The organism is Brotaphodocola sp., from assembly GCF_983179755.1.
On the sequence record NZ_CFAHBC010000006.1, the window covers coordinates 87,082 to 110,340 of the forward strand.

Genomic DNA, 23,259 nt, shown 5'->3' on the forward strand with positions numbered 1-23,259 from the left:
TCCTACTCGTCCTCGCGGACGACCGGGCTTTCTGCCTGCCCGGAAAGCTTATTTTTTGAATTCAGATGTATGTAATCGTAAATGTAAGCGATCTCACTCACAGGGAGAGCCACCCGGTAATGACGGGAGATATCCTGAAAGCTGTCTTTTACTTGTCCGATAAATTCAGCGTGTTTTTGTTCAAAATCTTCCAGATCCTGATAATTGTCGATCGGAGTTTTTGTGACCAGACGCTCTACCAGACAACACAGGTGGACGTAAAGCCCGATCATAATCCGCCCCGCAATCTTTCTTCCGGTGATCTTCTGGAGCCGTCCAACCGCCTGTTCCACCTCGTCTAAGAGTTTGTCAGGATTTAAAATGGTGATGGACTCCACAACATTTTGAAGGGAGAAGTTTTTTACCAGGTTCTGATTGAAAACTTCCATCTGTTCTTCATTCAGGTACTCGGAAAAAATGTTGGTCAGTTTTTCCGCGGAATTCATCGAGATGATGTCCTCCAATGAGATGAAAGGAATTCCTTCGATCTCCGGATTGAAGACCCCGATGATGCATTTTACATGGTACTGCTGGAAGATCTCATCGCGACTGCCGTTTTTAACCAGTCGATAATAATCGTAAGCCACAAATTTTAGAGGGATCACAGCCTCGGAAGTTTTTAAGATCAGTTCTTTCAACTTCTCAGTTGTGTCGATGCCGTTTTCTCCGCTGAAGATTATGGCATCTTCCTTCTGCATATTGTGGATGATGCGATAGGTACAGATGTTGCTTTCACTGGCACGTTTCAGAATGTCTTCCAACTTTTGATTTCCACAGATGCCGAGACCGATGTCAACGGCGAGGGCAGTGGAAATGTTGTTGATGATGCCGATGTTTAAGTTTCTCAGACCACGCATCTGGCTGTGGATCTGCTCTAAAGACCCCATATCGACCAGAAGGATTACGTCCTGACAGGTGATAAATCGTTCAATGTGTTTTTCCAACAGACCGGTGATCTCATTCATTTGCATGTCGAGAGGCATGTCGATTGCGTCGAATACCTTTCTGCCGATGATCTGGTTGGCGGCGTCTGCAATGCTTGAAGCGGTTGCATAGCCGTGGCTTAGAATGATGCCGGCAGCGGAAAGTCCCTGAATCTTCTGATTCTGGTTTTTGATGTCCAGAAGCAGGAAGAGTTGGTTTAAACTATCTGTCTCAATGTCCAGATTCAGTTTGATTAAATTTACGATCCGGGAACAGATGACTGCCTCTTTTTCGAGGACGGTGCTGACTGCCTGAAACATTTCCTCGATCTCATCTCGGTTTTGCTTCATCCAGTTGTCAATCAGGTGATCGCCCTGAAGCTGAATGTAAAGGCAGCGGGCAAGCAGGTGACTGTATTTTTTAGAAAGACTGATGCCATACATCTCGCCCACATTTTCAAAGATCTGGTTGATCAACTGCTCGTAAGTGGAGATCTTGATGTTTACAAGTTTCTGTCCGTAGATCAGATAATCGTAGTAGTCATTTAGTTGTTTCCGGAATTCACTCATCAGACCGGTAAAATTGATTGTGTCCTGACGGTAATCCTCAAAGACATCTAACATGATCTGGAAAAACTGTACGGTCTGTCCAAGTGAAGTATCTCGACTGTAACTGTTTAAGTGGATCATCCGTTTGTCCTTGTCCTTGATTTCCAGCTTTAGGGAAGAGAGCATGTATTCCGGAAGGTGGTAGCTGTAAATAGCGATTCCATCGTTGCTTTTTTCCAGATAAGCTCCGGCGCAACTGCTGGTAACGCAGGTTTTTAACTCGTCGATGTTGTTCTCGTAGGAAAATTCCAGCATACAGTGGAAGGCGTTCTGGCTGATGCTGACGTCGACTCCCATGCGCCGTCCCTCTGCTCTCAAAAAGGAAATCAGCATTTCCTCTTTTTCATCGGCGGTGCGTTCGTGTAACGTGGGAACAGGGATCACAATGGGGATCATCCGTGCAAGCGGTTTATAGAGTGTTTCTCCGGATGCTTTTGTCGTGGAGAACACCAGTCTTGCGTTCGATTCAAAAATATGTTCTTCATCGTGATAACTCTTGTACTGTCCCGAGATCAGGTAAAAATAAATCAGTTCCTGACCTGAAAATGGAAGGCGGTCAATCTCGTCAAAAAACAGGATACCGTCTTTGGCTTTTGCAAGCCAACCTTTTCCATCCGCTCCGCCACAGAGGGCAAGAGCAAATTTTTCTTCGTTCTGGGCGTATTCCGAGCAGTCTACGGAAATGTAGGGTGGAAGAGAGGTTGCCCCCGCTGTTCCAATGACCCGTTCGTTTACCGCGTATTCATACATCAGCCGGGAAAGAAAAGCCTTTCCAGTTCCGCCGGCGCCGTAAAACAGAGCCGGAAGACCGTTCGGCGGATATTTGATTGCCGCTTTGCACTGTTCGATACAAGAACTTAAACTCAGGTAATAGCCGATGGCTTTTTGAAAATCTCTTTTCTTTTCATCGCTTCGGCATTTACGCTGAAACTCGTCCATGCCGGAGAATACGCAGGTTTCCAGGGTGACCTGGGCTTCGCGTTCAACATTTTTTTTATGAAAAAAGTATACAGGGCGGGAGTTGACCTTGATGGCCCGCTCTTCTTTTACCAACTCATTCAGATACTGACTGGCTAAGTTACGGGAAATATTCAGAGATTCGCTGATGTGATTCGCCGTAAAATATTTCAGATCTTTCAGAGTAAAACCCCGACTTATTTTTTCCAAGTAAAGATATAATTCCTCTTTGGTGCTGAGCATGTACATGATTCTCCTGTTTGTAAATTTGAGCTTGTCTCTTCGCGCGTTTTCTTGTCTACCTGATTACAAGCATTATTATACAAAAAATCTTTTTTTAGGGAATAGGTTTTGGACGATTTCGCCAGTTGAGAAAGGGTTTCGTCAGTAGAGGGGCAGAAAATAAGGGGGTGGGAGAAGAAAGCGAAGGGGGTTCGACACTAGGATTGACACTTTTAGGAGTGGGAGTTGTGGTATACTGGAACTACGAGAAGTGGGGAGTTGGAGAATTGGACAGAAGAAAATGAAACAGAAAAGTAACGGAAAAAACGTATTAGCTAGTGTATTGAATGAGGAGGAAAGGATTATGCAAAGTGAGAAACAAGAGATTCGTCTGGTAGCCGTAGATTTGGATGGAACGCTTCTCCATGAGGACAAGAGCATATCGGATTATACATTAAAGGTATTGAGAAATATCGTGAAAAAAGGTGTGATCCTGGTGCCGGCGTCCGGCAGACCGCTCGAAGGAATGAAGAAGGCGGTGTTAAATCAGGTCGATGGCATCAAATATGCGATCTGCTCCAATGGTGCAATGCTGATGGATGTGCCCGAGGAGAGATGCATCTGTGAAGCTGGAATTCCGACTGAAAAAGCGGTAGAAGCGCTTGCGTTTCTGGAGCAGTTTCCAACCGCGGTGTATGCACATACAGATCAGGGAACATTTCGGGAAGTGGGCTGGGAAAAGACCGGCTTATCAGAAAAATATCCCTATATAAAGTTTAGCGAAGGAAATGTCGAGAATCTGAGAGAGTTCTTGAAAACCAGTGGGGTGAAAGTACTGAAAATGGGGGCGTTTGCCTTGGAAGATGGACTGGCACAGAAGATTTTAGAGAAAGGAAGTCCGACTCCCGGAATTGTATTTTTGAGAACCGGCGACGGAATTGTGGAGGTAAATTCCGTCGATGCCTCGAAAGGAAATGCATTGTGTATACTTTGTAAAAAATTAAAAATAAGTATGGAAAATGTGCTCGCAATAGGCGATAATGAAAATGACATTTCGATGCTTCAGTCAGTCGGTGTTTCGGTTGCGATGGGAAATGCTGAGGAGGACGTGAAACAGGTCGCAAAGTATGTGACAGGCAACAATGAGGACGACGGAGCAGGGCATTTTCTGGAAGAGTGGGTGCTGAATGACGGGGGAAAAAGATGAGTATGGAGGAAATCTGTAATTACGGGAGGATAAAATGATGAGGGCTGATTATCATGTACATACGGAATACAGTGATGATTCCGCCTACGAGATGGAACAGGTTGTCCGGGACGCGATCGAGAAGGGCATTGATGAGCTGTGTTTTACGGATCATGTGGACTATGGAATCAAGAAAGACTGGGATGAGCCGGGGGAGACGGTTTGTCGTGTGGGTGGATCTGGTGAGCCGGACGCAATGGTTTTAAACAATGTGGATTATCCGAAGTATGTGGCGCAGATCCGGGAACTCCAAGCAAAATATGGGGATAAGATTTCCATCAAACTGGGACTGGAATTTGGTGTGCAGGCGCACACGATTGAGCGGTATGAAAAGTTGTTTGCGAGATACCCGTTTGACTTTATCATTCTTTCCGTTCATCAGGTGGATGACAAGGAATTCTGGAATCAGGATTTCCAGAAAGGCAGAAGCCAGCAGGAGTACAACGAGCGGTATTATCAGGAATTGCTGTATCTGGTCAAGCACTATCACAATTACAGCATTTTAGGGCATTTGGATCTGATCACGAGATATGACGAGGTGGGGATTTATCCGTTTGAGAGGGTAAAACCTGTGATCACAGAGATCTTAAAGACTGTGATTGCGGATGGAAAGGGAATTGAGATCAACACTTCCAGCCACAGATATGGTCTCAAAGATCTGACTCCGTCGCGCGCTATTTTGAGCTTATACCGCGAACTTGGCGGACGGATCATCACGATCGGGAGTGATAGTCACAAGCCAGAGCATCTTGGTGCTTATATCGATGACGCAAAGCAGGAATTGCGGGCGCTTGGATTTACGGAGTTTTGTACGTTCGATCGGATGAAGCCGGTTTATCATCCGCTATAAAAATTGCGGAGTGAATTTGGAAATTTGAGGGAAATTTGGAGGAGACCTGTGATGGAGATAAAAAAGATCAATCATGATTTTTCAGTGTGCAAGGTGAAAGATTATTCTCTTGTGAATCTGGATGCGCAGTACTGCTTTATCGAAAAGACGGATGAAGAAAATTCTCTCGTTTGCATGACGGAAAATGTGCCGTCCAACACGGTTGAGCGAGATGACGGATGGAGAGCATTTCGGATTCAGGGAATTCTTGATTTTTCACTGATCGGGATTCTGGCAAAGATTGCTGGAATTTTGGCAGAGAATCAAATCTCTATTTTTGCAGTCTCAACCTACAATACCGATTATGTTTTTATTAAGAAAGAGAATTATGAGAAGGCGCTGGGGGTTCTCGCGCATGAGGGTTATACGATTGTGGGATGAGAATCCGTACCAGAGTATTTGAAAATTTCAGTTTGATTAAAAAATATTGCGGAAGGGCTACCGGCACTTCCGCAAATTTGTATTGCTCATTTTGAACAGATCAAGTTACTCTTTCAAAAGCTGACTGTGCACGAGGGCAGAGTATTCGCCATCCTTTTGCATCAGTTCTTCGTGTGAGCCAAGCTCGGTGATTCTGCCGTTGTCGATCACGGCGATGCGGTCAGCATTCTTGACTGTCGACAGGCGGTGGGCGATGACGATCGTGGTGCGTCCTGCGGAGAGCGGAACACCGCGCTCACCGACATTTGTGTCAAAGCCTTGTGGCATCGCACAGATGTCGTCAGAAAACATATAGAGAAAAGAAGAGTGAAGGCGGATAGGAGGAAAAACGTGTATTTCTTATACGGAGAGACGGAAATCGCATATTTGAAGGGAAAAGATAAAAAACTGGCGGAGGTGATTGACCGAATTGGTCATATCGAGAGGGTGACAGATTCGGATTTATTTTCTTCTGTCGTTCATCACATTGTCGGACAGCAGATTTCGAGCAAGGCGCAGGCAACAATCTGGAAGAGACTCCAAGATACGTTGGGAGAAATAAATGCGGAGACGATTTCTGCGAGAGAATGTTCGGAATTGCAGGCGTTTGGGATGAGTTTTCGCAAGGCAGAGTATATAAAAGAATTTGCGGACAAGGTGCAAAGCGGTGAGTTTGACTTGCAGAATGTGGAGCAGATGTCCGATGCGGACGCGATCGAAGCCTTGTCCTCTCTGCGCGGAATCGGCGTGTGGACGGCGGAGATGATTTTATTATTCTGTCTGCAACGTCCCGATGTATTCAGCTTTGATGATCTTGCGATTCAGAGAGGACTTCGCATGGTCTACCATCACAGAAAGATTGACCGGAAACTGTTTGAGAAATATCGCAGACGGTTCCACCCTTATTGCAGTGTCGCAAGTCTTTATCTCTGGGCAGTTGCAGGTGGTGCGATTCCCGACATGAAGGATTATGCGCCAAAGAAGAGTGGGAAAGATACAAAGAAGAAATAAAAAAATAGAGGGAAACAGAAGAAAAAAGGATTCGGCATAAAATAAAATCAATCGCATAGAATAAAAGTGTCAAAGCGGGTGGAATAAAGGAGTGGCGTCATGAAGTTGAAAAAACCGGAAATACGTCCGCAGAAGGATGGGGACGGAAAAGTCAAACGAATGTTCCGCAGAAATCAGATGATTATCACGACACTTGCGATTATGATTGCGGCAGCCGGATACTTAAACTATGCGGGAAAGAAGGAACTTGAGGCAAGCACAGACAAAGGAAATCAGATCTATCAGGCGGGAAGTCTTGATATTTCAGACGAAGATCTGCTTGCAGAGAATCAACTTGCGGAGAATCAGCTGGCGGGGGACAAGAACGGGCAGAATGGGCAAAATGTGGCAGACGGGACGATGCTCGGACAGACAGGAAATGAGAACGGTCTGACAGACAATCAGGTGAGTGGCGACAATCTGCAACCGCAGGCGGAGGGAAGTCTTCTTCAGGCGGAAGCAGGGGGAGAGCAGACTGACGGAAGCGGAAATTCGGGTGCAGATACTGATACTGCGGGAACTCAGCTTGCCGAGATTGACAGCTGGGACGCGGAGGAGAGTGGACTTGAAAATCCCGGGGAAGCCGTGCTCACAAGCGGAATCACGGTGTCAGACTACATAGCCGGAGTGCAGATGAACCGCGAGCAGATCCGTGCGAAGAACAAAGAGACGCTCAACAGCATCATCAACAACGCCAATATCGCAGAATCGGCAAAGCAGGAAGCAATTCAGAATATGATTCAGATGACGGCGATTGCGGAGAAGGAAAATGCGACGGAGACGCTTCTTCAGGCGAGAGGTTTTGCTGACCCGGTTGTGAGCATCACGGACGGCAAGGTGGATGTTGTGATCAATGCGCCGTCGATCACCGACCAGCAGAGGGCGCAGATTGAGGACATTGTAAAGCGAAAGACGGAAGTTCCGGTTGATGGAATTGTGATTACGCTGATGAAGCTCGAAGAATAAGCTGCTGTACAACTGTAATGGAGTAGGAGTTACAAAAAACAGCCCTTTGCAAAACTGCCGTCATTTGCTATAATAACAGCAGAACGAAATGCAGAATATAGCTCTGAAATGGCGGAGCGATTGAGGAGGGATAACCGTGGCAGAACTGGAAGGAAGAAATACTCACAAGGTATATGAGAAGGATAAAATCGGAGAGGTTCGCATCGCAGATGAGGTGGTTGCGATCATCGCAGGTCTGGCAGCGACAGAGGTAGAGGGTGTTGACTCGATGGCAGGCAACATCACGAATGAGCTTGTCGGAAAGCTCGGCATGAAGAACCTGTCAAAAGGTGTGAAGGTGGATGTGACTGAGGAGCATGTATCCGTAGATCTGTCCCTGAATCTGAAATATGGATACAACATTCCAGATGTCAGCGAGCGCGTGCAGGATCGTGTAAAGTCCGCGATTGAGAATATGACCGGTCTGACTGTTCTGGATGTCAATATTCGAATTGCAGGTGTGAACTTGGCAGAGGAAAAGTAAGTTAAGAAAAAGTGAAAAAAGAGATTAAAAAAGAGGAGTCTGGCATTTATCAGGCTCCTTTTACAATGAATGAGATTGCCTCTCTTCTGAGCTATAAATGGAAAATCACAATCCCCGCGATTGCGATTCCGGCGCCGAGGAGTCTGCGCCATTCAAACGGAACCTTTTCCACGCCGAAAAGTCCAAAAAGTTCAATCCCGTAGGAGACGAGAATCTGAGTCACCACGATTGTGAGCGTTGCGCGGGCAGGACCGAGACGATCCATGCCTTTGACGACGCTCCAGGTGATAAATGCCCCGAGGACACCGCCGATCAGCAGGTACCAGGGGCGAATCTGAAAAAGAGAAGAGAACGGAGCACGGTCTCCAAATAACCAGAACAGAGCGCAGGTCGCAAGCGCCGTCAGCTGAACCCAGACGGCACAGAGCCAGACCCCGCTCTGTTTTGTCACTTCGGTGTTTAAGACACCCTGCAAGCTCATCAGTGCGCCAGAGAGAAGCGCAATCAAAAATCCCCACATCACAAAGACCTCCTAATGGACTCCCAAAATACAGGAAATTAAAAAATATTGGAAAAATTGCGTCATTTATTTGCCAAATCAGGGAAAGAAACAGTAACAGTATGCGAAAATCAGGAAAATTTTATGCGAAAACCACCCATTGAGTATCTGAAAAAAATGTGATATGATAATATCCAACTATGCAGATATTGTGCCAGGAGGAAAAGGAAGAATGACCAGAAGAGAAATGCGGGAACACTGTTTTAAAATGTTATTTGGGGTAGATTTTTACCCGGCAGAGGAGACCGCAAAGCAGGTAGAACAGTATTTCGGTTCACCTGATGAGGATGATACAACAGCAGATGGAACCTTGGAGATCGTTCACCAGGTGGAGATGGCAGACAAGGACAGAGAGTTCCTGATTGCCCGCGTGGAGGAGATCGCACCGATGATTCCACAGCTTGATGAGGAGATCAATAAAGTAGCTCAGGGATGGAACACAAAGCGTATGGGTCATGTGGAGCTGACGATTCTGCGTCAGGCAGTCTACGAGATGCGCTATGACAGCGATGTGCCGGATAAGGTGGCAATCAATGAGGCAGTTGAGCTTGCAAAGAAGTTCGGCGGAAATGATTCCCCGGCTTTCATCAATGGTGTGCTTGCAAGACTGGTGAAGGAACAGGCAAACTAAGCGAACATCGTAAGGATAGCAAGTTGCAAAATTGCAGTTAGCAGTTTTGAAACTCTGAGACCGGAAGGAATAGCGAAGGGCGATTGAGATGGCGAGTGTTTATTCGGTTGCACAGGTAAATTCTTATATTAAAAATATGTTTGCACAGGATTTTGTCATGAACAGAATCTCTGTTCGCGGAGAGATTTCCAACTGCAAATACCATCCGTCCGGACACATCTATTTCACGATGAAGGACGAGAGCGGGACTCTGAAAGCTGTGATGTTTGCCGGACAGCGCAGAGGGCTTTCTTTCCGGCTGGAGGAAGGGCAGAGCGTGGTTGTGACCGGAGCCGTGGATGTATATGAGCGGGACGGGACGTATCAGCTGTATGCAAAGAAAATAGAACTCGATGGGCGGGGCGATCTCTATGAGCGCTTCTGTCGTTTGCGTGAGGAATTGGAAGAGATGGGGATGTTTGCTGAAGAGTACAAACGCCCCATTCCGCGTTACGCGCAGAAAATCGGGATTGTGACAGCGAGCACGGGTGCAGCGATTCGCGATATCATGAATATCACGGCGCGCAGAAATCCGTTTGTTCAGTTGATTCTCTATCCGGCTCTCGTGCAGGGAGATGGTGCGGTCGCGAGCATCTGCGCTGGCATCCGAACGCTCGACGAGATGAGACTTGATGTTTTGATTGTCGGGCGTGGAGGTGGTTCGATCGAAGATCTATGGGCATTCAATGAGGAGGAGGTCGCGAGAGCGATCTTTGAGTGTCAGACACCGGTGATCTCGGCAGTCGGTCATGAGACGGATGTGACGATCGCGGACTTTGTGGCAGATCTTCGCGCACCGACCCCGTCGGCAGCAGCAGAGCTTGCCGTATTTGACTGGAACCGTTTTGTAAGTGACTGTCAGACATATGAGAAATCCCTGGTGCGAGCAATGAGTCAGCGGATTCAGTACCGTCGAAATTATTTAAGTTGGTGTCAAAAACGCCTTTTGGTTCAGGATCCGCACTTCAAACTCAGCGAAAAACGACGGAATCTTGCCGATATGGAAGGCAAATTAAACACGGCGATGGAAAAAAGACTCACTGAGGCAAAACATCACCTTGCGCTCGCAAGTGGACGTCTTCAGGGACTCTCTCCGCTTGAGAAGATCAGCAAGGGCTTTGGTTTTCTGACTAATCAAAATGAGCATCGGATTGAGAGCGTTTCTGATGTCAAAGTGGGTGATCCGATCACAATCCGAGTTCTTGATGGACGAGTTAAGGCGGTTGTCACCGAGATTAGTGAGGCCGCTGATGTGAATGATGTCAGGGAAATATAAAAAGCTCGATCAATGAGTGGAGTGAGACATGTGAGACATAGGTGATGAGGCAAGAAAGGGAGGCTTGGGAGGAAAGATGGAGAAAAAATCGTCTGAGGAAGCATTCGAGGAGTTGACCGTGGAACAGGCATTTTCACAGCTTGAACAGGTTTTGCAGAAGATGGAAGCTCCAGATACATCGCTGGAGGAGTCATTTGCCTTCTATGAGGAGGGAATTCGGCTTTTGAAGGGCTGTACGGAGAAATTGGATCGCGTGGAAAAACAGATGATTGTTCTTCGGGGAGGAATGGAAGATGGAAATGAATGACAAAGAGATGCTAAAAGCAGAGCTTAAGAAGCGCACAGCTGAGGTGGAGGCAGTTGTGGAAGCGTTTCTTCCGGAAGAGACCGGGCATCAGAAAACGATTTTTGAGGCAATGAATTACAGTGTGCGCGCCGGTGGAAAGCGCCTGCGCCCGATGCTGATGGAGGAGACATATCGCCTTTTTGGCGGAAACGGAGAGGAGATTCGTCCATTTATGGCAGCAATGGAGATGATTCATACCTCCTCCCTGATTCATGACGATCTTCCATGTATGGATAACGATACGCTCAGAAGAGGTCTTCCGACGACGTGGGTGAAATTTGGATACGACATGGCAGTTCTCGCCGGAGATGCCCTGCTGATCTATGCGATTGAGACGGCTTCAAAGGCATTTGAGAAGACAACCCGCCCGGATCTTGTCGGACGTGCGATCGGAATTCTTGCACAGAAGACCGGAATTTACGGAATGATTGGCGGTCAGGTGGTCGATGTCGAGCTGACCGGAAAGCCGATTCCACAGGAAAAACTGGATTTCATTTATCGCTTGAAGACAGGAGCTCTTCTCGAGGCATCGATGATGATCGGTGCTGTGCTTGCGGGAGCAGATGAGGAGGAGATCGCACTCACGGAGCAGATTGCGTCGGCAGTAGGTCTGGCATTCCAAATCCAGGATGATATTCTGGATGTGACGAGCACGGCAGAACAGCTCGGAAAGCCAGTTCTCAGCGATGAGAAGAACAACAAGACGACGTATGTGACTCTTGTGGGAATTGAGCAGGCGCACAAGGATGTGCAGGAGATCTCGGAGCGTGCAGTACAGCTCCTTGAGAAACTGCCGGGTAAGAATCCATTCCTGGCAGGGTTGATTGAGATGCTTGTCACGAGAGAAAAGTAATTAAGAGGAATTAAGAGATGTACGGAAGGGCACAGGAAGAGTTATGATTCTGGAACGGATAGAAGGACCATGGGATGTGAAAAAACTGACTCCTGAGCAGATGAAGACGCTCGCAGCAGAGATTCGCCAGTTTTTGATCGAGAAGATCAGCGTGACGGGCGGACATCTGGCGTCGAATCTCGGAGTCGTGGAGCTGACCATTGCCCTGTATCGGGCTTTTGACCTGCCAAAGGATAAGGTAATCTGGGATGTGGGTCATCAGTCCTATACGCACAAGATTCTGAGCGGACGCAAGGAGATGTTTGATGAACTGCGCCAGTACGGTGGAATGAGCGGATTTCCGAAACGTAAGGAGAGCCCGTATGATTCCTTTGATACAGGACACAGTTCGACTTCGATCTCAGCGGGTTTAGGAATTGCTCAGGGCCGTGATCTTCTGGGGGAAAATTACTCGGTCGTCTCTGTGATCGGAGATGGGGCACTCACCGGAGGAATGGCTTATGAGGCGCTGAACAATGCGGCGCATTTGAACAAGAATTTTATTATTGTACTGAACGACAATAACATGTCGATCTCGGAGAATGTCGGAGGAATGTCAAAGTACTTGAGCGGACTTCGCTCGGGAACCAGATACAACCGATTGAAGAAGAGAGTGTCGAACACGCTTCTGAAGGTTCCGGTTGTCGGAGAGGGGCTTGTCGACAAGATCAGCCGGACAAAGAACAGCATCAAGCAGTTGATCATTCCGGGCATGCTCTTTGAGAATATGGGAATCACCTATCTCGGACCGGTCGATGGTCACGACATTCCCGAGATGACAAAGATTTTCAAGGAAGCAAAGAAGATGGACCATGCGGTTTTGGTTCATGTCCTGACGAAAAAGGGAAAGGGATATAAGCCGGCGGAGGAGAACCCATCGCGCTTTCATGGAGTTGAGCCATTTGATATCAAGACCGGAAAGGCGCTTCGCACGAAGCAGTTTCCGACGTACACAGATGTGTTTTCTAAGGAGCTGTGTCAGCTTGCCGAGAAGAATCCGAAAATTGTCGCTGTGACGGCGGCGATGCCGGACGGAACGGGACTCACGGCATTTCGGAAGGCGTATCCGAAGCGGTTTTTTGATGTGGGAATCGCGGAGCAGCATGCGGTGACCTCTGCGGCCGGAATGGCGGCAGCGGGATTAAAGCCTGTCGTCGCAGTCTATTCGTCATTTATGCAACGTGCATTTGACCAGATTCTTCATGATGTGTGCATTCAGGATCTGCCGGTTGTCTTTGCACTTGACCGTGCAGGACTTGTCGGAAGTGACGGCGAGACGCATCAGGGAATCTTTGATCTGTCTTACCTGACCTGTATCCCGAATATGAGTGTGCTTGCCCCGAAGAATCTGTGGGAGCTTGAGCGGGATCTTCAGTTTGCGATGACGTATGACAGACCGATCGCAATCCGCTATCCGAGAGGACAGGCATACCGTGGACTTGAGGAATTTGATTCGCCGATTGAATATGGAAAGGGCGAGATTCTGATGCAGGGCGAGGAGATCGCACTTCTCGCAGTCGGAAGTATGGTCAGCACCGCAGAGCACATCAGAAATAAGCTCGGCGGGGAAGGCTGGAACTGCACACTCGCAAACGGCAGATTCATCAAGCCGATTGATAAGGAGCTGGTCTGCAATCTTGCCGACCACCACAAACTGATCGTCACGCTTGAGGAAAATGTGCTTCAGGGTGGTTTCGGTCTCGATGTCACAGCTCTGGTTCATGAGTATGCTCCGAATGTGAAGGTACTCAACATTGCGCTTCCGGATGCGTATGTGGAGCATGGAAATGTCTCCGTGCTCAGAGAAACCGTGAAGATTGACAGTGATTCGATTATCCGCACGATGCGCGATTTTTATCCGGTGCTTAAAGAAAAAGAATAGACAAGTATAATACAGAAGCGTAAATCATATAGAACAGAAAAACAGAATGGTGAAATAGAACAGAGAAATAGAACAGAGAAATAGAACAGAGAGGAACAAGATAGAGATGAAAGAGAGACTCGACGTAATGCTTGTAAACCGGGGACTTGCAACTTCCCGGGAGAAGGCAAAGGCGATTATCATGTCCGGGATTGTCTATGTGGATGGACAGAAGGAAGATAAAGCCGGATCGATGTTTGAAGAGAAGGTAAATGTGGAGGTGCGCGGAACAACGCTGAAGTATGTCAGCCGTGGCGGTCTGAAACTGGAGAAGGCAATGACGCATTTCGGCGTTCAGCCACAGGGAAAGGTCTGCATGGATGTGGGATCTTCGACGGGTGGATTTACGGACTGCATGCTTCAGAACGGCGCAGTCAAGGTCTATGCGGTTGATGTCGGACATGGACAGCTCGACTGGAAGCTCCGCAACGATCCACGTGTTGTCTGCATGGAGAAGACAAACATCCGCTATGTGACTCCGGACGATATCGAGGACAAGATTGGTCTCTCCTCGATCGATGTTTCCTTCATCTCTCTGACAAAGGTTCTCGGACCGGTCAAGGCACTTCTCACAGATGATGGACAGGTTGTCTGTCTGATTAAACCGCAGTTTGAGGCAGGACGTGAGAAAGTCGGAAAGAAGGGGGTTGTCCGTGAGAAGAATACCCATCTTGAGGTAATCCGCAAGGTTATGGAGTTTGCTTCTGAGATCGGATTTGAGATTCTGAATCTGGAGTTTTCTCCGATCAAGGGACCGGAGGGGAATATCGAGTACCTTCTGCATTTGCAGAATCACACGGACGGACAGATCCGCGGAGAATTCCCGGTTGATGAGGAGGCAGTGGTAGAGTCGGCACATCAGACACTCGACAAATAAAAATGCGTGAAAGCGCAGAAGAGCAGGAGAAAGTAGGCAGGAATGAAGCATTTTTACTTGATCGCAAATCCCACCAAGGAAGGGGCGGTGGAGACCGCAATCCAAATCCGCGACTATCTGATCTCACGAGGTGCAACCTGCACCGGAGGCGTGGAGGAGGATCCGGAGAAGTCCGGAAAAAAACACCGGAATGGCTACACCGATCCGAAAGATGTGCCTGAGGAGACGGAGTGTGTGATTACGCTTGGAGGGGATGGAACGCTGATTCAGGCATCGCGGGATCTTGTTGCGCGCCAGCTTCCTCTGATTGGAATCAATCTCGGAAACCTCGGTTATCTGACTCAGGTTTCGAGAGGAGAGGACATTCGTCCGATGCTTGAGGCCCTTCTCAACGATAATTATACGCTGGAGAACCGAATGATGCTTGAGGGGCGGGTGACCGGGAAGGATGGAATTCGCACCGGAGTCGCACTCAATGACATTGTTCTCGCACGAAAAAATGTGCTTCAAATGTTGAAATTCCGCGTCTTTTTAAACGGCGAGTATCTGAATGAATATCTCGCGGACGGCATGATCGCCGCGACACCGACCGGTTCCACGGCATACAATCTCTCGGCCGGAGGACCTGTTGTGACGCCGGGGACAGAGCTGATTGTCCTGACTCCGATCTGCCCGCATACGCTCGGAGCACAGAGCATTGTCCTCTCCTCGGAGGATCGGATCGAGATTCATCTGATGGAGTACCGCGACAAGGAGCAGACGGCTGTTTTTGATGGAGATCAGGTTGTGGATTTAAGGCCGGGAGATACGCTGGAAATTTTCCGTTCCCGCAACCACACGGTGCTGATTAAGTTGAAGAACATCTCATTTTTGGAGACACTGAGAAATAAGATGGATCGGGTGTAAATCATCGGGTGTGAGCGTAATTTTGTGAGTGTAATTTTGAGATCTGAGAAGATTCAGAAACTGGAATATTTTTAGACATTCTCTGGAGGGGAAAAATGAAACTGGAACGTCACAGCAAGATTGTGGAATTGATTGGAAAATATGAGATTGAGACGCAGGAGGAGCTTGCACAGAAGCTGCAGGAATCCGGGTATCGCGTGACGCAGGCGACGGTCTCGAGAGATATTCGGGAACTTCGGTTGACAAAGGTTCCGTCGGAGAGCGGACGTCAGCGCTATGTGGTGATGCAGAATCCGTCGACGACGTTCAGCGACAAGTATATCCGGATTTTGAAGGACGGGTATGTGTCGATGGATATGGCCCAGAATATTCTGGTAATCAAGACGGTGTCCGGCATGGCGATGGCAGTCGCAGCGGCTCTCGATGCGATTCATTTTCATGAGATCGTCGGCTGTATTGCCGGGGATGATACGATCATGTGTGCGGTCCGCAGTGTGGACGACACGATTCTTGTGATGGATAAGATCAAGAAGCTTGTAGCAGAATAGATAGCGGAATAAATAGCAGAATAAATAGCAGAATAAGGGGGACACAGGATGCTTCTGGAACTGCATGTGAAAAACCTTGCGCTGATTGAGCAGGCGGATGTGGAGTTCGGAGACGGACTGAACATTCTGACCGGTGAGACCGGAGCGGGAAAGTCGATTATCATTGGGTCAGTTAATCTGGCCCTTGGGCAGAAAGCGCCGAAGGAGATGATTCGCAGTGGCAGTGATTATGCCTATGTGGAACTGATTTTTTCGGTCGAGGAAGAAAAGAGGGAGCTTCTTGAACGGATGGATGTCTATCCGGACGACGACGGCACCATGATTATTACAAGAAAGATTATGCCGACGCGCAGTGTCAGCAAGATCAATGATGAGACGGTGACAGTTACAAAGCTCAAGGAGGTTACCGGACTTCTGATTGATATTCATGGTCAGCACGAGCATCAGTCTCTGCTTCACGCATCGAAACATCTGGAAATTCTGGATACTTACGCCAAATCACAGATCAGTCCAATTAAAGAAAAAACAGTGAGCTTGTACAAAGAGTATGGGATGTGGAAGGTGCGCCTTGAGGAACTGTCCGGGGATGAGGAGAGCAGACGCAGAGAGTATGATTTCCTCCGGTTTGAGGTGGATGAGATAGAGCAGGCGGGACTTAAGGATGGCGAGGAGGAGGAGCTGACAGAGCGTTATCGCTTTTATTCCAACAGCCGAAAGATCGCGGAGAGCCTTTCTGACGCCTATGAGGCAGTGAATTCTGAGATGGTTGGGCGCGCAATCCACGAGGTCGGTGAGGTTGTGGACTACGACCAGACGCTCAAGCCGATTCAGGATCAGCTCTATGATGCAGAGTCTCTGCTTGATGACGTGCACCATGCGATCGGAAGTTATCTCGAGGATATTTCCTTTAATGAGGAGGAGATGAGACAGACTGAGGAGCGCCTTGATCTGATTCACAATCTTCAGGCAAAGTACGGAAGCACGGCCGCAGAGATCTCCCGGACTCTTGAGGAGAAGCAGAAGCGTCTCGAGGAGTTAGAGCACTTTGATGATTACCGCAGAGAAGCGGAGACGGGACTGAAAAAAGCGGAGAAACAGCTTGAGACTGCGTGTGAGAAGCTCTCAGAGGCGAGAAAGAAGGCATCGGTCATTCTGACAGAGAAGATTCGAGAGAGACTTCTTGATCTGAATTTCCTCGATGTAAAATTCTCGATGAGTTTTTCGCGCCTGTCCCATTACACCGCAAATGGTTTTGATGAGGCAGAGTTTGTGATCTCGACGAACCCCGGAGAGCCGGAGCGCTCGCTCGGACTCGTCGCCTCGGGTGGTGAGCTCTCGCGAATTATGCTCGCAATCAAGACGGTGCTTGCAGATACGGATGAGATTCCGACGCTGATCTTTGATGAGATTGATACGGGAATCAGTGGACGCACGGCGCAGAAAGTCTCAGAACAGCTCGCGATCATCTCAAAGAATCATCAGGTAATCTGTATCACCCATCTTCCACAGATTGCATCGATGGCGGATGAGCATTTTGAGATTGCAAAGTCCGCGAAGGATGGAAAGACACGAACCGTCATCCATGAGCTCGATGAGACGCAGATGATTGCGGAGCTTGCGCGTCTTCTCGGTGGTGTCGAGATCACCGGAGCGGTGCTTGAGAACGCAAAGGAGATGAAACGTCTTGCTCAGAAGACGAGGGAGGAGAAACGTCGCACGTTCTAATTCAAGTCGATCAAGTTGACGCTTGCGGAGATTTGTTTTCTGAGTTTTTATTGGGAGCCGGAATCATCGGCTTCCAGCATTGTTTCGATAAATATTCCATATCCTTTTGTTGAATCTTGAACGAAGACATGAGTGACTGCTCCGATCAGCTTGCCGTTCTGGATGATCGGGCTTCCGCTCATGCCCTGCACGATTCCGCCGGTCAGCTTTAAAAGTTCCGGATCGGTGATGTGAATGACCATACTCTTATTTTTCTGGAGCGGCTTCAGCTCAATTTTCTGAATTTCAATCTCATAATCCCGGATCTGACCGGAGACATTGCTTCTAAGCAGGGCAGGACCTTTCTCAATATCCTGGCAATAGCCGACGGGAATTGCACTCGAGAGCGTACGGGAGCGCAGAGCTTCATTGGCATTGCCGAAGATTCCAGTCTCTGTGTTCGCGTGGATTTCTCCGAGAAGACAGCCGGGACCATAGTAGATCACGCCTGCCATGATGCCGGGATTTCCGACACTGCCTTTTTCAATTCCAAGAATCTCTGTCTCATAGAGGGAGCCTTCATGGCTCTCCATCAAATGTCCGGTATCGGAGTCGCTGATGCCATGACCGAGAGCGCCGAAGCTGCCGTTTGGCTCAAGGTAGGTCATTGTGCCGATTCCCTGTGTGTCGTCGCGAACCCAGGCGCCGAGCATGCAGGTGCCATCGGAGGTTCGCACCGGACGCACAGAGACCTCAAGCTCCTTATCGTCACGCCGGATTTTTAGGAAAACGTTTTCTGCGCCTCCGACATGGCGGAGTTCAGTGATCAGGGCTTCCTTGCTTGTCAGGGGATGGCCGTTGATTGCTTCGATGTAGTCGCCGGATTCGAGGATGCCGAGAGCCGGTTCGCTTTCTTTTCCGGTTTCGTCCGTGACGGTTCCGGTTCCGACGACGAGGATGCCGTCTGATTTGAGATAGATTCCGATTGGGAATCCGCAGGGGATCGCATAGCGCTGTTCAACGACGTCGAGTTGGATGTTTTTGAGGCGGATTGCACCGAAAAGTTTTAAGCCGAGCTGGTAGGTCCCTGATTTTGTCGCGGAGAGCGAGAGCGGGGAGTCGCTGGAAATTCGCACGGAATTTTCCGGAATATTGGAGGCATTTCGCAGGGAAACTTCGGAGGTGTCATCGAGAAGCGTTACCTCGAGCGGAAGCCCGCCGAATGAAAAGGAGCCGGTTTCGTTTCGCGTGAGACTGACGCGGTCGGGGATCTGGCGGTCGAAGGTGTACCAGATGAAGCCGATCGAGAAGAGAAGGCTGATCCAGAAGATGCGGATGAGAAGGTGGCGGAAGCGGGGGTTCGCTTTGCAGAGTTTTTGCGATGGCTGGCAATGAGGGCTTTTGATATTTTGAGTATTGTGGGTGTCAGGGGTGGATTTTTCTGAGTTCATTTTGGTTGTTCCTCCTCAATTTTTCAGATGTGCGTTTGAATGGAATCGTGTGTCCGTGAGTTTTCTGATCTTAGTATGTGAAAGATTGGAGGATTCACACTGTCAGTTTTTTGGTTTCGCGCCAAATTTATGTTTGCATATTTTTTTATGGAATTTGTAAAAATAGATTAGTGTTCGGTCTGTAAATTCCCCCATACATCATTAAAATATCCGGCGAATTCGGGGGCGTTTCGGCGTTTGAGCGGAGTGTCGGCTTCTGGAGAAAAATGAATCGAGAGAGAAGCCTTAATTGTGCCGGGGCGGGCAGTGAGAATCAGGATTCGATCGGCAATGCTGATGGCTTCAGCGAGATCATGAGTGATTAGGAGGGCAGTCTTTCCGGCAGAGCGTAAGATTGCGCTGATGTCGTCACAGACAGAAAGGCGGGTCTGGTAGTCAAGGGCGGAAAATGGCTCATCGAGGAGCAAAAGATCCGGTTTCAGGGCGAGAGTGCGAATCAGTGCCGCGCGTTGGCGCATTCCGCCGGATAGCTCTGACGGATGGGCGGATTCAAAATCGGCAAGTCCATAGGTGTCGAGCATTTTTCTGAGTTCTCTCATCGTCTCGGAGGTTTTTTGTTTGCGGATTTCAAGTCCGAGGGCAACGTTGTCGAGGATTGTGCGCCATTCAAGCAGATGATCCCGTTGAAGCATATATCCGATTCGGATGTCAGGACCGGTAATGGGACTTCCTTTTAAGAGGATTTTTCCTTCCTCCGGAAATAGAAGACCGGAAATCAGGGAAAGAAGGGTGGACTTTCCACAGCCGGATGGTCCAACGATTGCGACAAATTCCCCTGTATTGATTTGAAAAGAAATGTTTGAGAGCGCTAATGTTGCGCCGTCCATGCTGTGATAGGAATAGCTGAGATTTTGAACATCAAGGATAGGAATCATGATCTTTCACCAATCTGATATATACGGTAAGATATGCAGAAAATTTGGTATTTGACCCTTGCAATTCTAAACAAGGGGTGTTACAATACAAATGATAACATGATGAACTGACGTTGAAGAGTGGGCTTTTGGTCCACTCTTAATTTATGCTTCAGTTACAGAGCGAACAGAGAGAACATACGGCTGGGATCGCAATGGTATTACGATAAAAAGGATGAATGGATCAACGACAGCTGTGAAAAATGAGAAAAAGAGGTGACATCATGACAAGAAGGGAAGAATACGAGGCAAAGACCGAACAGTTCCTGCTCCCACTGCTTGCAGAGCATCAGTTTGAACTGGTGGATGTGGAGTATGTCAAGGAAGCCGGAAACTGGTATCTGAGATCGTACATCGATAAGCCGGGTGGGATCACCGTGGATGACTGCGAGGTGATCAGCCGACTCTTGAGTGACTGGCTTGATAAGGAAGACTTTATCGAGGACAGCTATATTATGGAGGTAAGTTCTCCGGGACTGGGACGTCCGCTGAAGAAGGATAAGGACTTTGAGCGCAGTCTGGGCGAGGAAGTTGAGCTTCGTCTTTACAAGCCACGCAACCGTCAGAAGGAATTTACCGGAATCCTGAAAGCATACGATAAGGATACGGTGACTCTGGAGATGGATGGAGCCGAGGAAGTCTTCGAGCGCGGAGAGATCGCTTTGATCCGTCTGGCATTTGATTTCTAATCATATACAGAAAAAGAAAGACAGCAAGACAGTAAAACAACAGATAGAATCCGTTGCTGGTTATAGGGGATAAAAACTGTGACGAGCAGGCAGATGAAAATAAAAAAATCGTTCCTGTATACGGGAAGACATTTTCTGAATGGAAATGCCGTAGGACACAATAAAGTGGCATAGTAACCTGATACAATAACGAAGAATCTGCACGAAAGGGAATTGAGTTTAGGAGGATAAACAAATCATGAACAAAGAATTAATTGAAGCATTGGATTTGCTGGAAAAGGAAAAAAATATCAGCAAGGCCACTCTGCTGGAGGCGATTGAGAATTCACTGCTCACTGCCTGCAAGAACCACTTTGGAAAAGCAGACAATGTGAAGGTAAACATCAATCCGGAGACCGGTGATTTCGCTGTATACGCATCAAAAGAGGTTGTTGAGACCGTGGAAGATCCGGTAACCCAGATCAGCCTTGCAGAGGCAAGAATCCGTGACCCGAAGTACTACCTTGGCGACACCGTTCATGTGCCGATTGAGTCCAAGTCTTTCGGAAGAATTGCGACTCAGAACGCGAAGAACGTGATCCTTCAGAAGATCCGCGAGGAGGAGCGCAGTCAGCAGTACAGCGAGTGGTATCAGAAAGAGAAGGATGTCGTTACCGGTATTGTTCAGCGTGATAACGGACGCAATATCAGCATCAATCTGGGCCGTGTGGACGCTGTCCTGAACGAGACTGAGCAGGTAAAGGGCGAGGTATTTAAGCCGACCGAGAGAATTAAGGTATATGTTCTGGAAGTTAAGGATACGAATAAGGGACCGCGCATCACCGTTTCCCGTACCCATCCGGATCTCGTAAAGCGTCTCTTCGAGGAGGAGGTAACCGAGGTGAAGGACGGAACCGTTGAGATCAAGGCGATTGCCCGTGAGGCTGGTTCCCGTACAAAGATTGCTGTATGCTCCAATGATCCGAACGTAGATCCGGTAGGCGCATGTGTCGGCATCAACGGCGCGCGTGTAGGTTCTGTTGTAAACGAACTGCGCGGTGAGAAGATCGATATCATTACCTGGGATGACAACCCGGCAATTCTGATCGAGAATGCACTCAGCCCGGCAAAGGTTATCTGCGTTCTGGCAGATGAGGAAGCAAGAGAGGCTCAGGTAATCGTTCCGGATTATCAGCTGTCTCTGGCAATCGGAAAAGAGGGACAGAATGCAAGACTGGCAGCAAGACTGACCGGTTACAAGATCGACATCAAGAGTGAGTCTCAGGCAAGAGAGCTTGGACTGTTCGAGGAAATGGGAATTGATTATCAGGAGGACGGCGTTTACGACGACTTCGAGACCGATTATGAGGTTTCTGCTTCCGGCGAGGAGTACGATTCTGCTGATTTAGCCGATTTATCATCAGAAGAAGACAAATAATTACAGTTCACGGGTAAGAATTCTGAACAGATGGGATGTGAAACGCGAGTGAGTACAAAGAAATTTCCCCAGCGTCAGTGTATCGGATGCGGGGAGCAGAAGAACAAGAAAGAGATGATTCGTATTCTGAAGACTCCGGAGGGAGAATTCACTCTGGACGCAACTGGAAGAAAGAACGGCAGAGGTGCTTATCTGTGCCCGTCTATGGAATGTCTGAAGAAGGCTGTGAAGGGAAAAGGACTGGAGCGCTCATTCAAGATGGCGATTCCGAAGGAAGTGTACGAGGCACTGGAAAAGGAGATGGAAAATCTTGGATAACAGACAGAAAATTCTGAATCTGATCGGTCTTGCCACGAAAGCCGGAAAGACGGCGAGCGGTGAGTTTTCGACAGAGAAAGCGGTAAAGACAGGAAAAGCACGGCTGGTTCTCGTCTCGGAGGAGGCATCCGACAATACGAAGAAAATGTTTTCCGACATGTGTACTTACTATAAAGTTCCAATCGGTTACTTTGGCACAAAAGACGAACTGGGACACGCAATGGGAAAAGAAATGCGGGCATCTCTGGCTGTGACAGATACCGGTCTTGCCGGTGCAATTCAGAAGCAGATGAATGGCAATGAAAATGCGTAATTCATGACACATAATCGGAGGTAGTAGGTATGAATGTAAAGGAACTGGCAAAAGAATTAGGAAGGACGAACAGGGATATATTGAATATTTTAAATCATAATCATCAGAATGTAGCAAATGAGACAGAGAACCTGAGCGCAGAGCAGGTGGAGATCGTAAAGAACACCTCCGCTTCTCAGGCAGGACGTGCGGTGGCAGCAGATGCTCCGAAGAAGAAGATCGCAGCAGTTTTCCGCACCCAGAATTCCCAGCAGAAGCCGGCACGCCCGAAGACCGCTGGAGAGAATGGCGAGCAGGCTTCCAAGCCGGCAAGCGCGCAGGAGAGCAAGCCGTCCGCAGACAGCAGTGAGCAGGCTTCCAAGCCGGCACAGGCTGGTGCATCCACTCAGGGAGGCTTTAACGGAAATCGTGACGGAGGAAATCGTCAGGGAGGCTTTGGCGGAAACCGTGATGGAGGAAATCGTCAGGGAGGCTTTAACGGAAACCGTGACGGAGGAAACCGTCAGGGAGGCTTTAACGGAAACCGTGACGGAGGAAACCGTCAGGGAGGCTTT

25 protein-coding genes are annotated in these 23,259 nt (G+C 48.4%); 20 read left to right on the forward strand and 5 right to left on the reverse strand.

The window, feature by feature from the left end; all coding sequences use genetic code 11:
• Window positions 1–2: 2 nt before the first annotated feature.
• Complete coding sequence (locus AC4EVX_RS04375) at window positions 3–2,771, reverse strand: PRD domain-containing protein (protein WP_490159648.1); 2,769 nt, start codon at window positions 2,769–2,771, stop codon at window positions 3–5.
• Window positions 2,772–3,114: 343 nt separating this feature from the next.
• Between AC4EVX_RS04375 and AC4EVX_RS04380 the strand changes: the two genes are divergently transcribed.
• From AC4EVX_RS04380 to AC4EVX_RS04390, 3 genes are read left to right on the forward strand one after another with little or no spacing between them, the layout of a single operon-like run.
• Window positions 3,115–3,957, forward strand: a complete 843-nt coding sequence (locus tag AC4EVX_RS04380) for a Cof-type HAD-IIB family hydrolase (protein ID WP_177977674.1) — start codon at window positions 3,115–3,117, stop codon at window positions 3,955–3,957.
• Window positions 3,958–3,991: 34 nt separating this feature from the next.
• Complete coding sequence (locus tag AC4EVX_RS04385; RefSeq protein WP_490159649.1) at window positions 3,992–4,846, forward strand: histidinol-phosphatase HisJ family protein; 855 nt, start codon at window positions 3,992–3,994, stop codon at window positions 4,844–4,846.
• Window positions 4,847–4,897: 51 nt separating this feature from the next.
• Window positions 4,898–5,266 carry an ACT domain-containing protein gene (locus tag AC4EVX_RS04390; RefSeq protein WP_177977675.1) on the forward strand — a complete coding sequence of 123 codons (369 nt, stop codon included), beginning with the start codon at window positions 4,898–4,900 and terminating at the stop codon, window positions 5,264–5,266.
• Between the two features lie 105 nt (window positions 5,267–5,371).
• Here AC4EVX_RS04390 and AC4EVX_RS04395 read toward each other — a convergent pair whose 3' ends face one another.
• Complete coding sequence (locus tag AC4EVX_RS04395) at window positions 5,372–5,593, reverse strand: hypothetical protein (protein WP_490159650.1); 222 nt, start codon at window positions 5,591–5,593, stop codon at window positions 5,372–5,374.
• 63 nt (window positions 5,594–5,656) lie between these two features.
• Between AC4EVX_RS04395 and AC4EVX_RS04400 the strand changes: the two genes are divergently transcribed.
• The 3 genes from AC4EVX_RS04400 to AC4EVX_RS04410 all read left to right on the forward strand — a co-directional run bounded on the left by AC4EVX_RS04400 (window position 5,657) and on the right by AC4EVX_RS04410 (window position 7,844).
• Complete coding sequence (locus AC4EVX_RS04400; RefSeq protein WP_177977676.1) at window positions 5,657–6,316, forward strand: DNA-3-methyladenine glycosylase 2 family protein; 660 nt, start codon at window positions 5,657–5,659, stop codon at window positions 6,314–6,316.
• A gap of 99 nt (window positions 6,317–6,415) precedes the next feature.
• On the forward strand, window positions 6,416–7,321 hold the full coding sequence (locus AC4EVX_RS04405) for a SpoIIIAH-like family protein (RefSeq protein WP_490159651.1): 906 nt from the start codon (window positions 6,416–6,418) through the stop codon (window positions 7,319–7,321).
• A gap of 136 nt (window positions 7,322–7,457) precedes the next feature.
• Window positions 7,458–7,844 carry an Asp23/Gls24 family envelope stress response protein gene (locus tag AC4EVX_RS04410; RefSeq protein ID WP_177977678.1) on the forward strand — a complete coding sequence of 129 codons (387 nt, stop codon included), beginning with the start codon at window positions 7,458–7,460 and terminating at the stop codon, window positions 7,842–7,844.
• A 91-nt stretch (window positions 7,845–7,935) separates the two neighbouring features.
• Here the strand turns inward: AC4EVX_RS04410 and AC4EVX_RS04415 are convergent, their stop codons facing one another.
• A complete protein-coding gene (locus AC4EVX_RS04415) occupies window positions 7,936–8,364 on the reverse strand; it encodes a DMT family transporter (RefSeq protein WP_177977679.1) in 429 nt (142 codons plus the stop codon).
• Between the two features lie 211 nt (window positions 8,365–8,575).
• Between AC4EVX_RS04415 and nusB the strand changes: the two genes are divergently transcribed.
• The 9 genes from nusB (at window position 8,576) to recN (ending at window position 17,564) form a co-directional block, all read left to right on the forward strand.
• Window positions 8,576–9,034, forward strand: a complete 459-nt coding sequence (gene nusB, locus AC4EVX_RS04420; protein ID WP_177977680.1) for a transcription antitermination factor NusB — start codon at window positions 8,576–8,578, stop codon at window positions 9,032–9,034.
• 88 nt (window positions 9,035–9,122) lie between these two features.
• Window positions 9,123–10,349 carry an exodeoxyribonuclease VII large subunit gene (gene xseA / locus AC4EVX_RS04425; RefSeq protein WP_177977681.1) on the forward strand — a complete coding sequence of 409 codons (1,227 nt, stop codon included), beginning with the start codon at window positions 9,123–9,125 and terminating at the stop codon, window positions 10,347–10,349.
• A 76-nt stretch (window positions 10,350–10,425) separates the two neighbouring features.
• The gene (gene xseB / locus AC4EVX_RS04430; RefSeq protein ID WP_177977682.1) at window positions 10,426–10,656 is read left to right on the forward strand and encodes an exodeoxyribonuclease VII small subunit; all 231 of its coding nucleotides are present in this window, start codon (window positions 10,426–10,428) and stop codon (window positions 10,654–10,656) included.
• Window positions 10,649–11,548, forward strand: coding sequence for a polyprenyl synthetase family protein (locus tag AC4EVX_RS04435; protein ID WP_490159659.1), 900 nt, complete (start codon window positions 10,649–10,651; stop codon window positions 11,546–11,548). Before xseB ends, AC4EVX_RS04435 begins: the two co-directional genes overlap by 8 nt.
• Window positions 11,549–11,591: 43 nt before the next feature.
• Window positions 11,592–13,469 (forward strand): 1-deoxy-D-xylulose-5-phosphate synthase, encoded by a 1,878-nt coding sequence (dxs, locus tag AC4EVX_RS04440; protein WP_177977683.1) that lies wholly within the window; start codon window positions 11,592–11,594, stop codon window positions 13,467–13,469.
• 106 nt (window positions 13,470–13,575) lie between these two features.
• Window positions 13,576–14,385 (forward strand): TlyA family RNA methyltransferase, encoded by an 810-nt coding sequence (locus AC4EVX_RS04445; RefSeq protein ID WP_308450376.1) that lies wholly within the window; start codon window positions 13,576–13,578, stop codon window positions 14,383–14,385.
• A 42-nt stretch (window positions 14,386–14,427) separates the two neighbouring features.
• On the forward strand, window positions 14,428–15,291 hold the full coding sequence (locus AC4EVX_RS04450; RefSeq protein ID WP_177977685.1) for an NAD(+)/NADH kinase: 864 nt from the start codon (window positions 14,428–14,430) through the stop codon (window positions 15,289–15,291).
• 95 nt (window positions 15,292–15,386) lie between these two features.
• On the forward strand, window positions 15,387–15,839 hold the full coding sequence (gene argR / locus AC4EVX_RS04455) for an arginine repressor (protein WP_177977686.1): 453 nt from the start codon (window positions 15,387–15,389) through the stop codon (window positions 15,837–15,839).
• Window positions 15,840–15,887: 48 nt separating this feature from the next.
• The gene (gene recN / locus AC4EVX_RS04460) at window positions 15,888–17,564 is read left to right on the forward strand and encodes a DNA repair protein RecN (RefSeq protein ID WP_490159652.1); all 1,677 of its coding nucleotides are present in this window, start codon (window positions 15,888–15,890) and stop codon (window positions 17,562–17,564) included.
• A 47-nt stretch (window positions 17,565–17,611) separates the two neighbouring features.
• Here the strand turns inward: recN and spoIVB are convergent, their stop codons facing one another.
• Both spoIVB and AC4EVX_RS04470 read right to left on the reverse strand, forming a co-directional pair.
• On the reverse strand, window positions 17,612–18,994 hold the full coding sequence (gene spoIVB, locus AC4EVX_RS04465; protein WP_490159653.1) for a SpoIVB peptidase: 1,383 nt from the start codon (window positions 18,992–18,994) through the stop codon (window positions 17,612–17,614).
• Between the two features lie 167 nt (window positions 18,995–19,161).
• Window positions 19,162–19,929, reverse strand: a complete 768-nt coding sequence (locus AC4EVX_RS04470; RefSeq protein WP_490159654.1) for an ABC transporter ATP-binding protein — start codon at window positions 19,927–19,929, stop codon at window positions 19,162–19,164.
• A 263-nt stretch (window positions 19,930–20,192) separates the two neighbouring features.
• On the opposite strand from AC4EVX_RS04470, the gene rimP reads away from it, so the two are divergent.
• The 5 genes from rimP to AC4EVX_RS04495 form a co-directional block, all read left to right on the forward strand.
• Entirely contained in the window at window positions 20,193–20,657 is a 465-nt protein-coding gene (gene rimP / locus AC4EVX_RS04475; protein ID WP_432630318.1) for a ribosome maturation factor RimP, read from the forward strand.
• Between the two features lie 238 nt (window positions 20,658–20,895).
• A complete protein-coding gene (gene nusA, locus AC4EVX_RS04480; RefSeq protein ID WP_308450381.1) occupies window positions 20,896–22,074 on the forward strand; it encodes a transcription termination factor NusA in 1,179 nt (392 codons plus the stop codon).
• Window positions 22,075–22,122: 48 nt separating this feature from the next.
• The gene (rnpM, locus tag AC4EVX_RS04485; RefSeq protein ID WP_432628787.1) at window positions 22,123–22,392 is read left to right on the forward strand and encodes an RNase P modulator RnpM; all 270 of its coding nucleotides are present in this window, start codon (window positions 22,123–22,125) and stop codon (window positions 22,390–22,392) included.
• Complete coding sequence (locus AC4EVX_RS04490; RefSeq protein WP_331681976.1) at window positions 22,385–22,705, forward strand: L7Ae/L30e/S12e/Gadd45 family ribosomal protein; 321 nt, start codon at window positions 22,385–22,387, stop codon at window positions 22,703–22,705. Before rnpM ends, AC4EVX_RS04490 begins: the two co-directional genes overlap by 8 nt.
• Window positions 22,706–22,734: 29 nt before the next feature.
• A partial coding sequence (locus tag AC4EVX_RS04495) for a translation initiation factor IF-2 N-terminal domain-containing protein (protein ID WP_490159655.1) occupies window positions 22,735–23,259 on the forward strand: 525 nt, incomplete at its 3' end.

Excerpts from the sequence above, each read along its gene's own strand:
- dxs (WP_177977683.1), top strand. The coding sequence starts at position 11,592 with ATGATTCTGGAACGGATAGAAGGACCATGGGATGTGAAAAAACTGACT.
- rimP (WP_432630318.1), top strand. The coding sequence starts at position 20,193 with ATGACAAGAAGGGAAGAATACGAGGCAAAGACCGAACAGTTCCTGCTC.
- AC4EVX_RS04375 (WP_490159648.1), bottom strand. The coding sequence starts at position 2,771 with ATGCTCAGCACCAAAGAGGAATTATATCTTTACTTGGAAAAAATAAGT.
- AC4EVX_RS04470 (WP_490159654.1), bottom strand. The coding sequence starts at position 19,929 with ATGATTCCTATCCTTGATGTTCAAAATCTCAGCTATTCCTATCACAGC.
- spoIVB (WP_490159653.1), bottom strand. The coding sequence starts at position 18,994 with ATGAACTCAGAAAAATCCACCCCTGACACCCACAATACTCAAAATATC.
- AC4EVX_RS04395 (WP_490159650.1), bottom strand. The coding sequence starts at position 5,593 with ATGCCACAAGGCTTTGACACAAATGTCGGTGAGCGCGGTGTTCCGCTC.
- recN (WP_490159652.1), top strand. The coding sequence starts at position 15,888 with ATGCTTCTGGAACTGCATGTGAAAAACCTTGCGCTGATTGAGCAGGCG.
- xseB (WP_177977682.1), top strand. The coding sequence starts at position 10,426 with ATGGAGAAAAAATCGTCTGAGGAAGCATTCGAGGAGTTGACCGTGGAA.
- nusA (WP_308450381.1), top strand. The coding sequence starts at position 20,896 with ATGAACAAAGAATTAATTGAAGCATTGGATTTGCTGGAAAAGGAAAAA.
- AC4EVX_RS04380 (WP_177977674.1), top strand. The coding sequence starts at position 3,115 with ATGCAAAGTGAGAAACAAGAGATTCGTCTGGTAGCCGTAGATTTGGAT.
- argR (WP_177977686.1), top strand. The coding sequence starts at position 15,387 with ATGAAACTGGAACGTCACAGCAAGATTGTGGAATTGATTGGAAAATAT.
- AC4EVX_RS04405 (WP_490159651.1), top strand. The coding sequence starts at position 6,416 with ATGAAGTTGAAAAAACCGGAAATACGTCCGCAGAAGGATGGGGACGGA.
- AC4EVX_RS04390 (WP_177977675.1), top strand. The coding sequence starts at position 4,898 with ATGGAGATAAAAAAGATCAATCATGATTTTTCAGTGTGCAAGGTGAAA.
- nusB (WP_177977680.1), top strand. The coding sequence starts at position 8,576 with ATGACCAGAAGAGAAATGCGGGAACACTGTTTTAAAATGTTATTTGGG.
- AC4EVX_RS04435 (WP_490159659.1), top strand. The coding sequence starts at position 10,649 with ATGAATGACAAAGAGATGCTAAAAGCAGAGCTTAAGAAGCGCACAGCT.
- xseA (WP_177977681.1), top strand. The coding sequence starts at position 9,123 with ATGGCGAGTGTTTATTCGGTTGCACAGGTAAATTCTTATATTAAAAAT.
- AC4EVX_RS04385 (WP_490159649.1), top strand. The coding sequence starts at position 3,992 with ATGATGAGGGCTGATTATCATGTACATACGGAATACAGTGATGATTCC.
- AC4EVX_RS04445 (WP_308450376.1), top strand. The coding sequence starts at position 13,576 with ATGAAAGAGAGACTCGACGTAATGCTTGTAAACCGGGGACTTGCAACT.
- AC4EVX_RS04415 (WP_177977679.1), bottom strand. The coding sequence starts at position 8,364 with ATGTGGGGATTTTTGATTGCGCTTCTCTCTGGCGCACTGATGAGCTTG.
- AC4EVX_RS04450 (WP_177977685.1), top strand. The coding sequence starts at position 14,428 with ATGAAGCATTTTTACTTGATCGCAAATCCCACCAAGGAAGGGGCGGTG.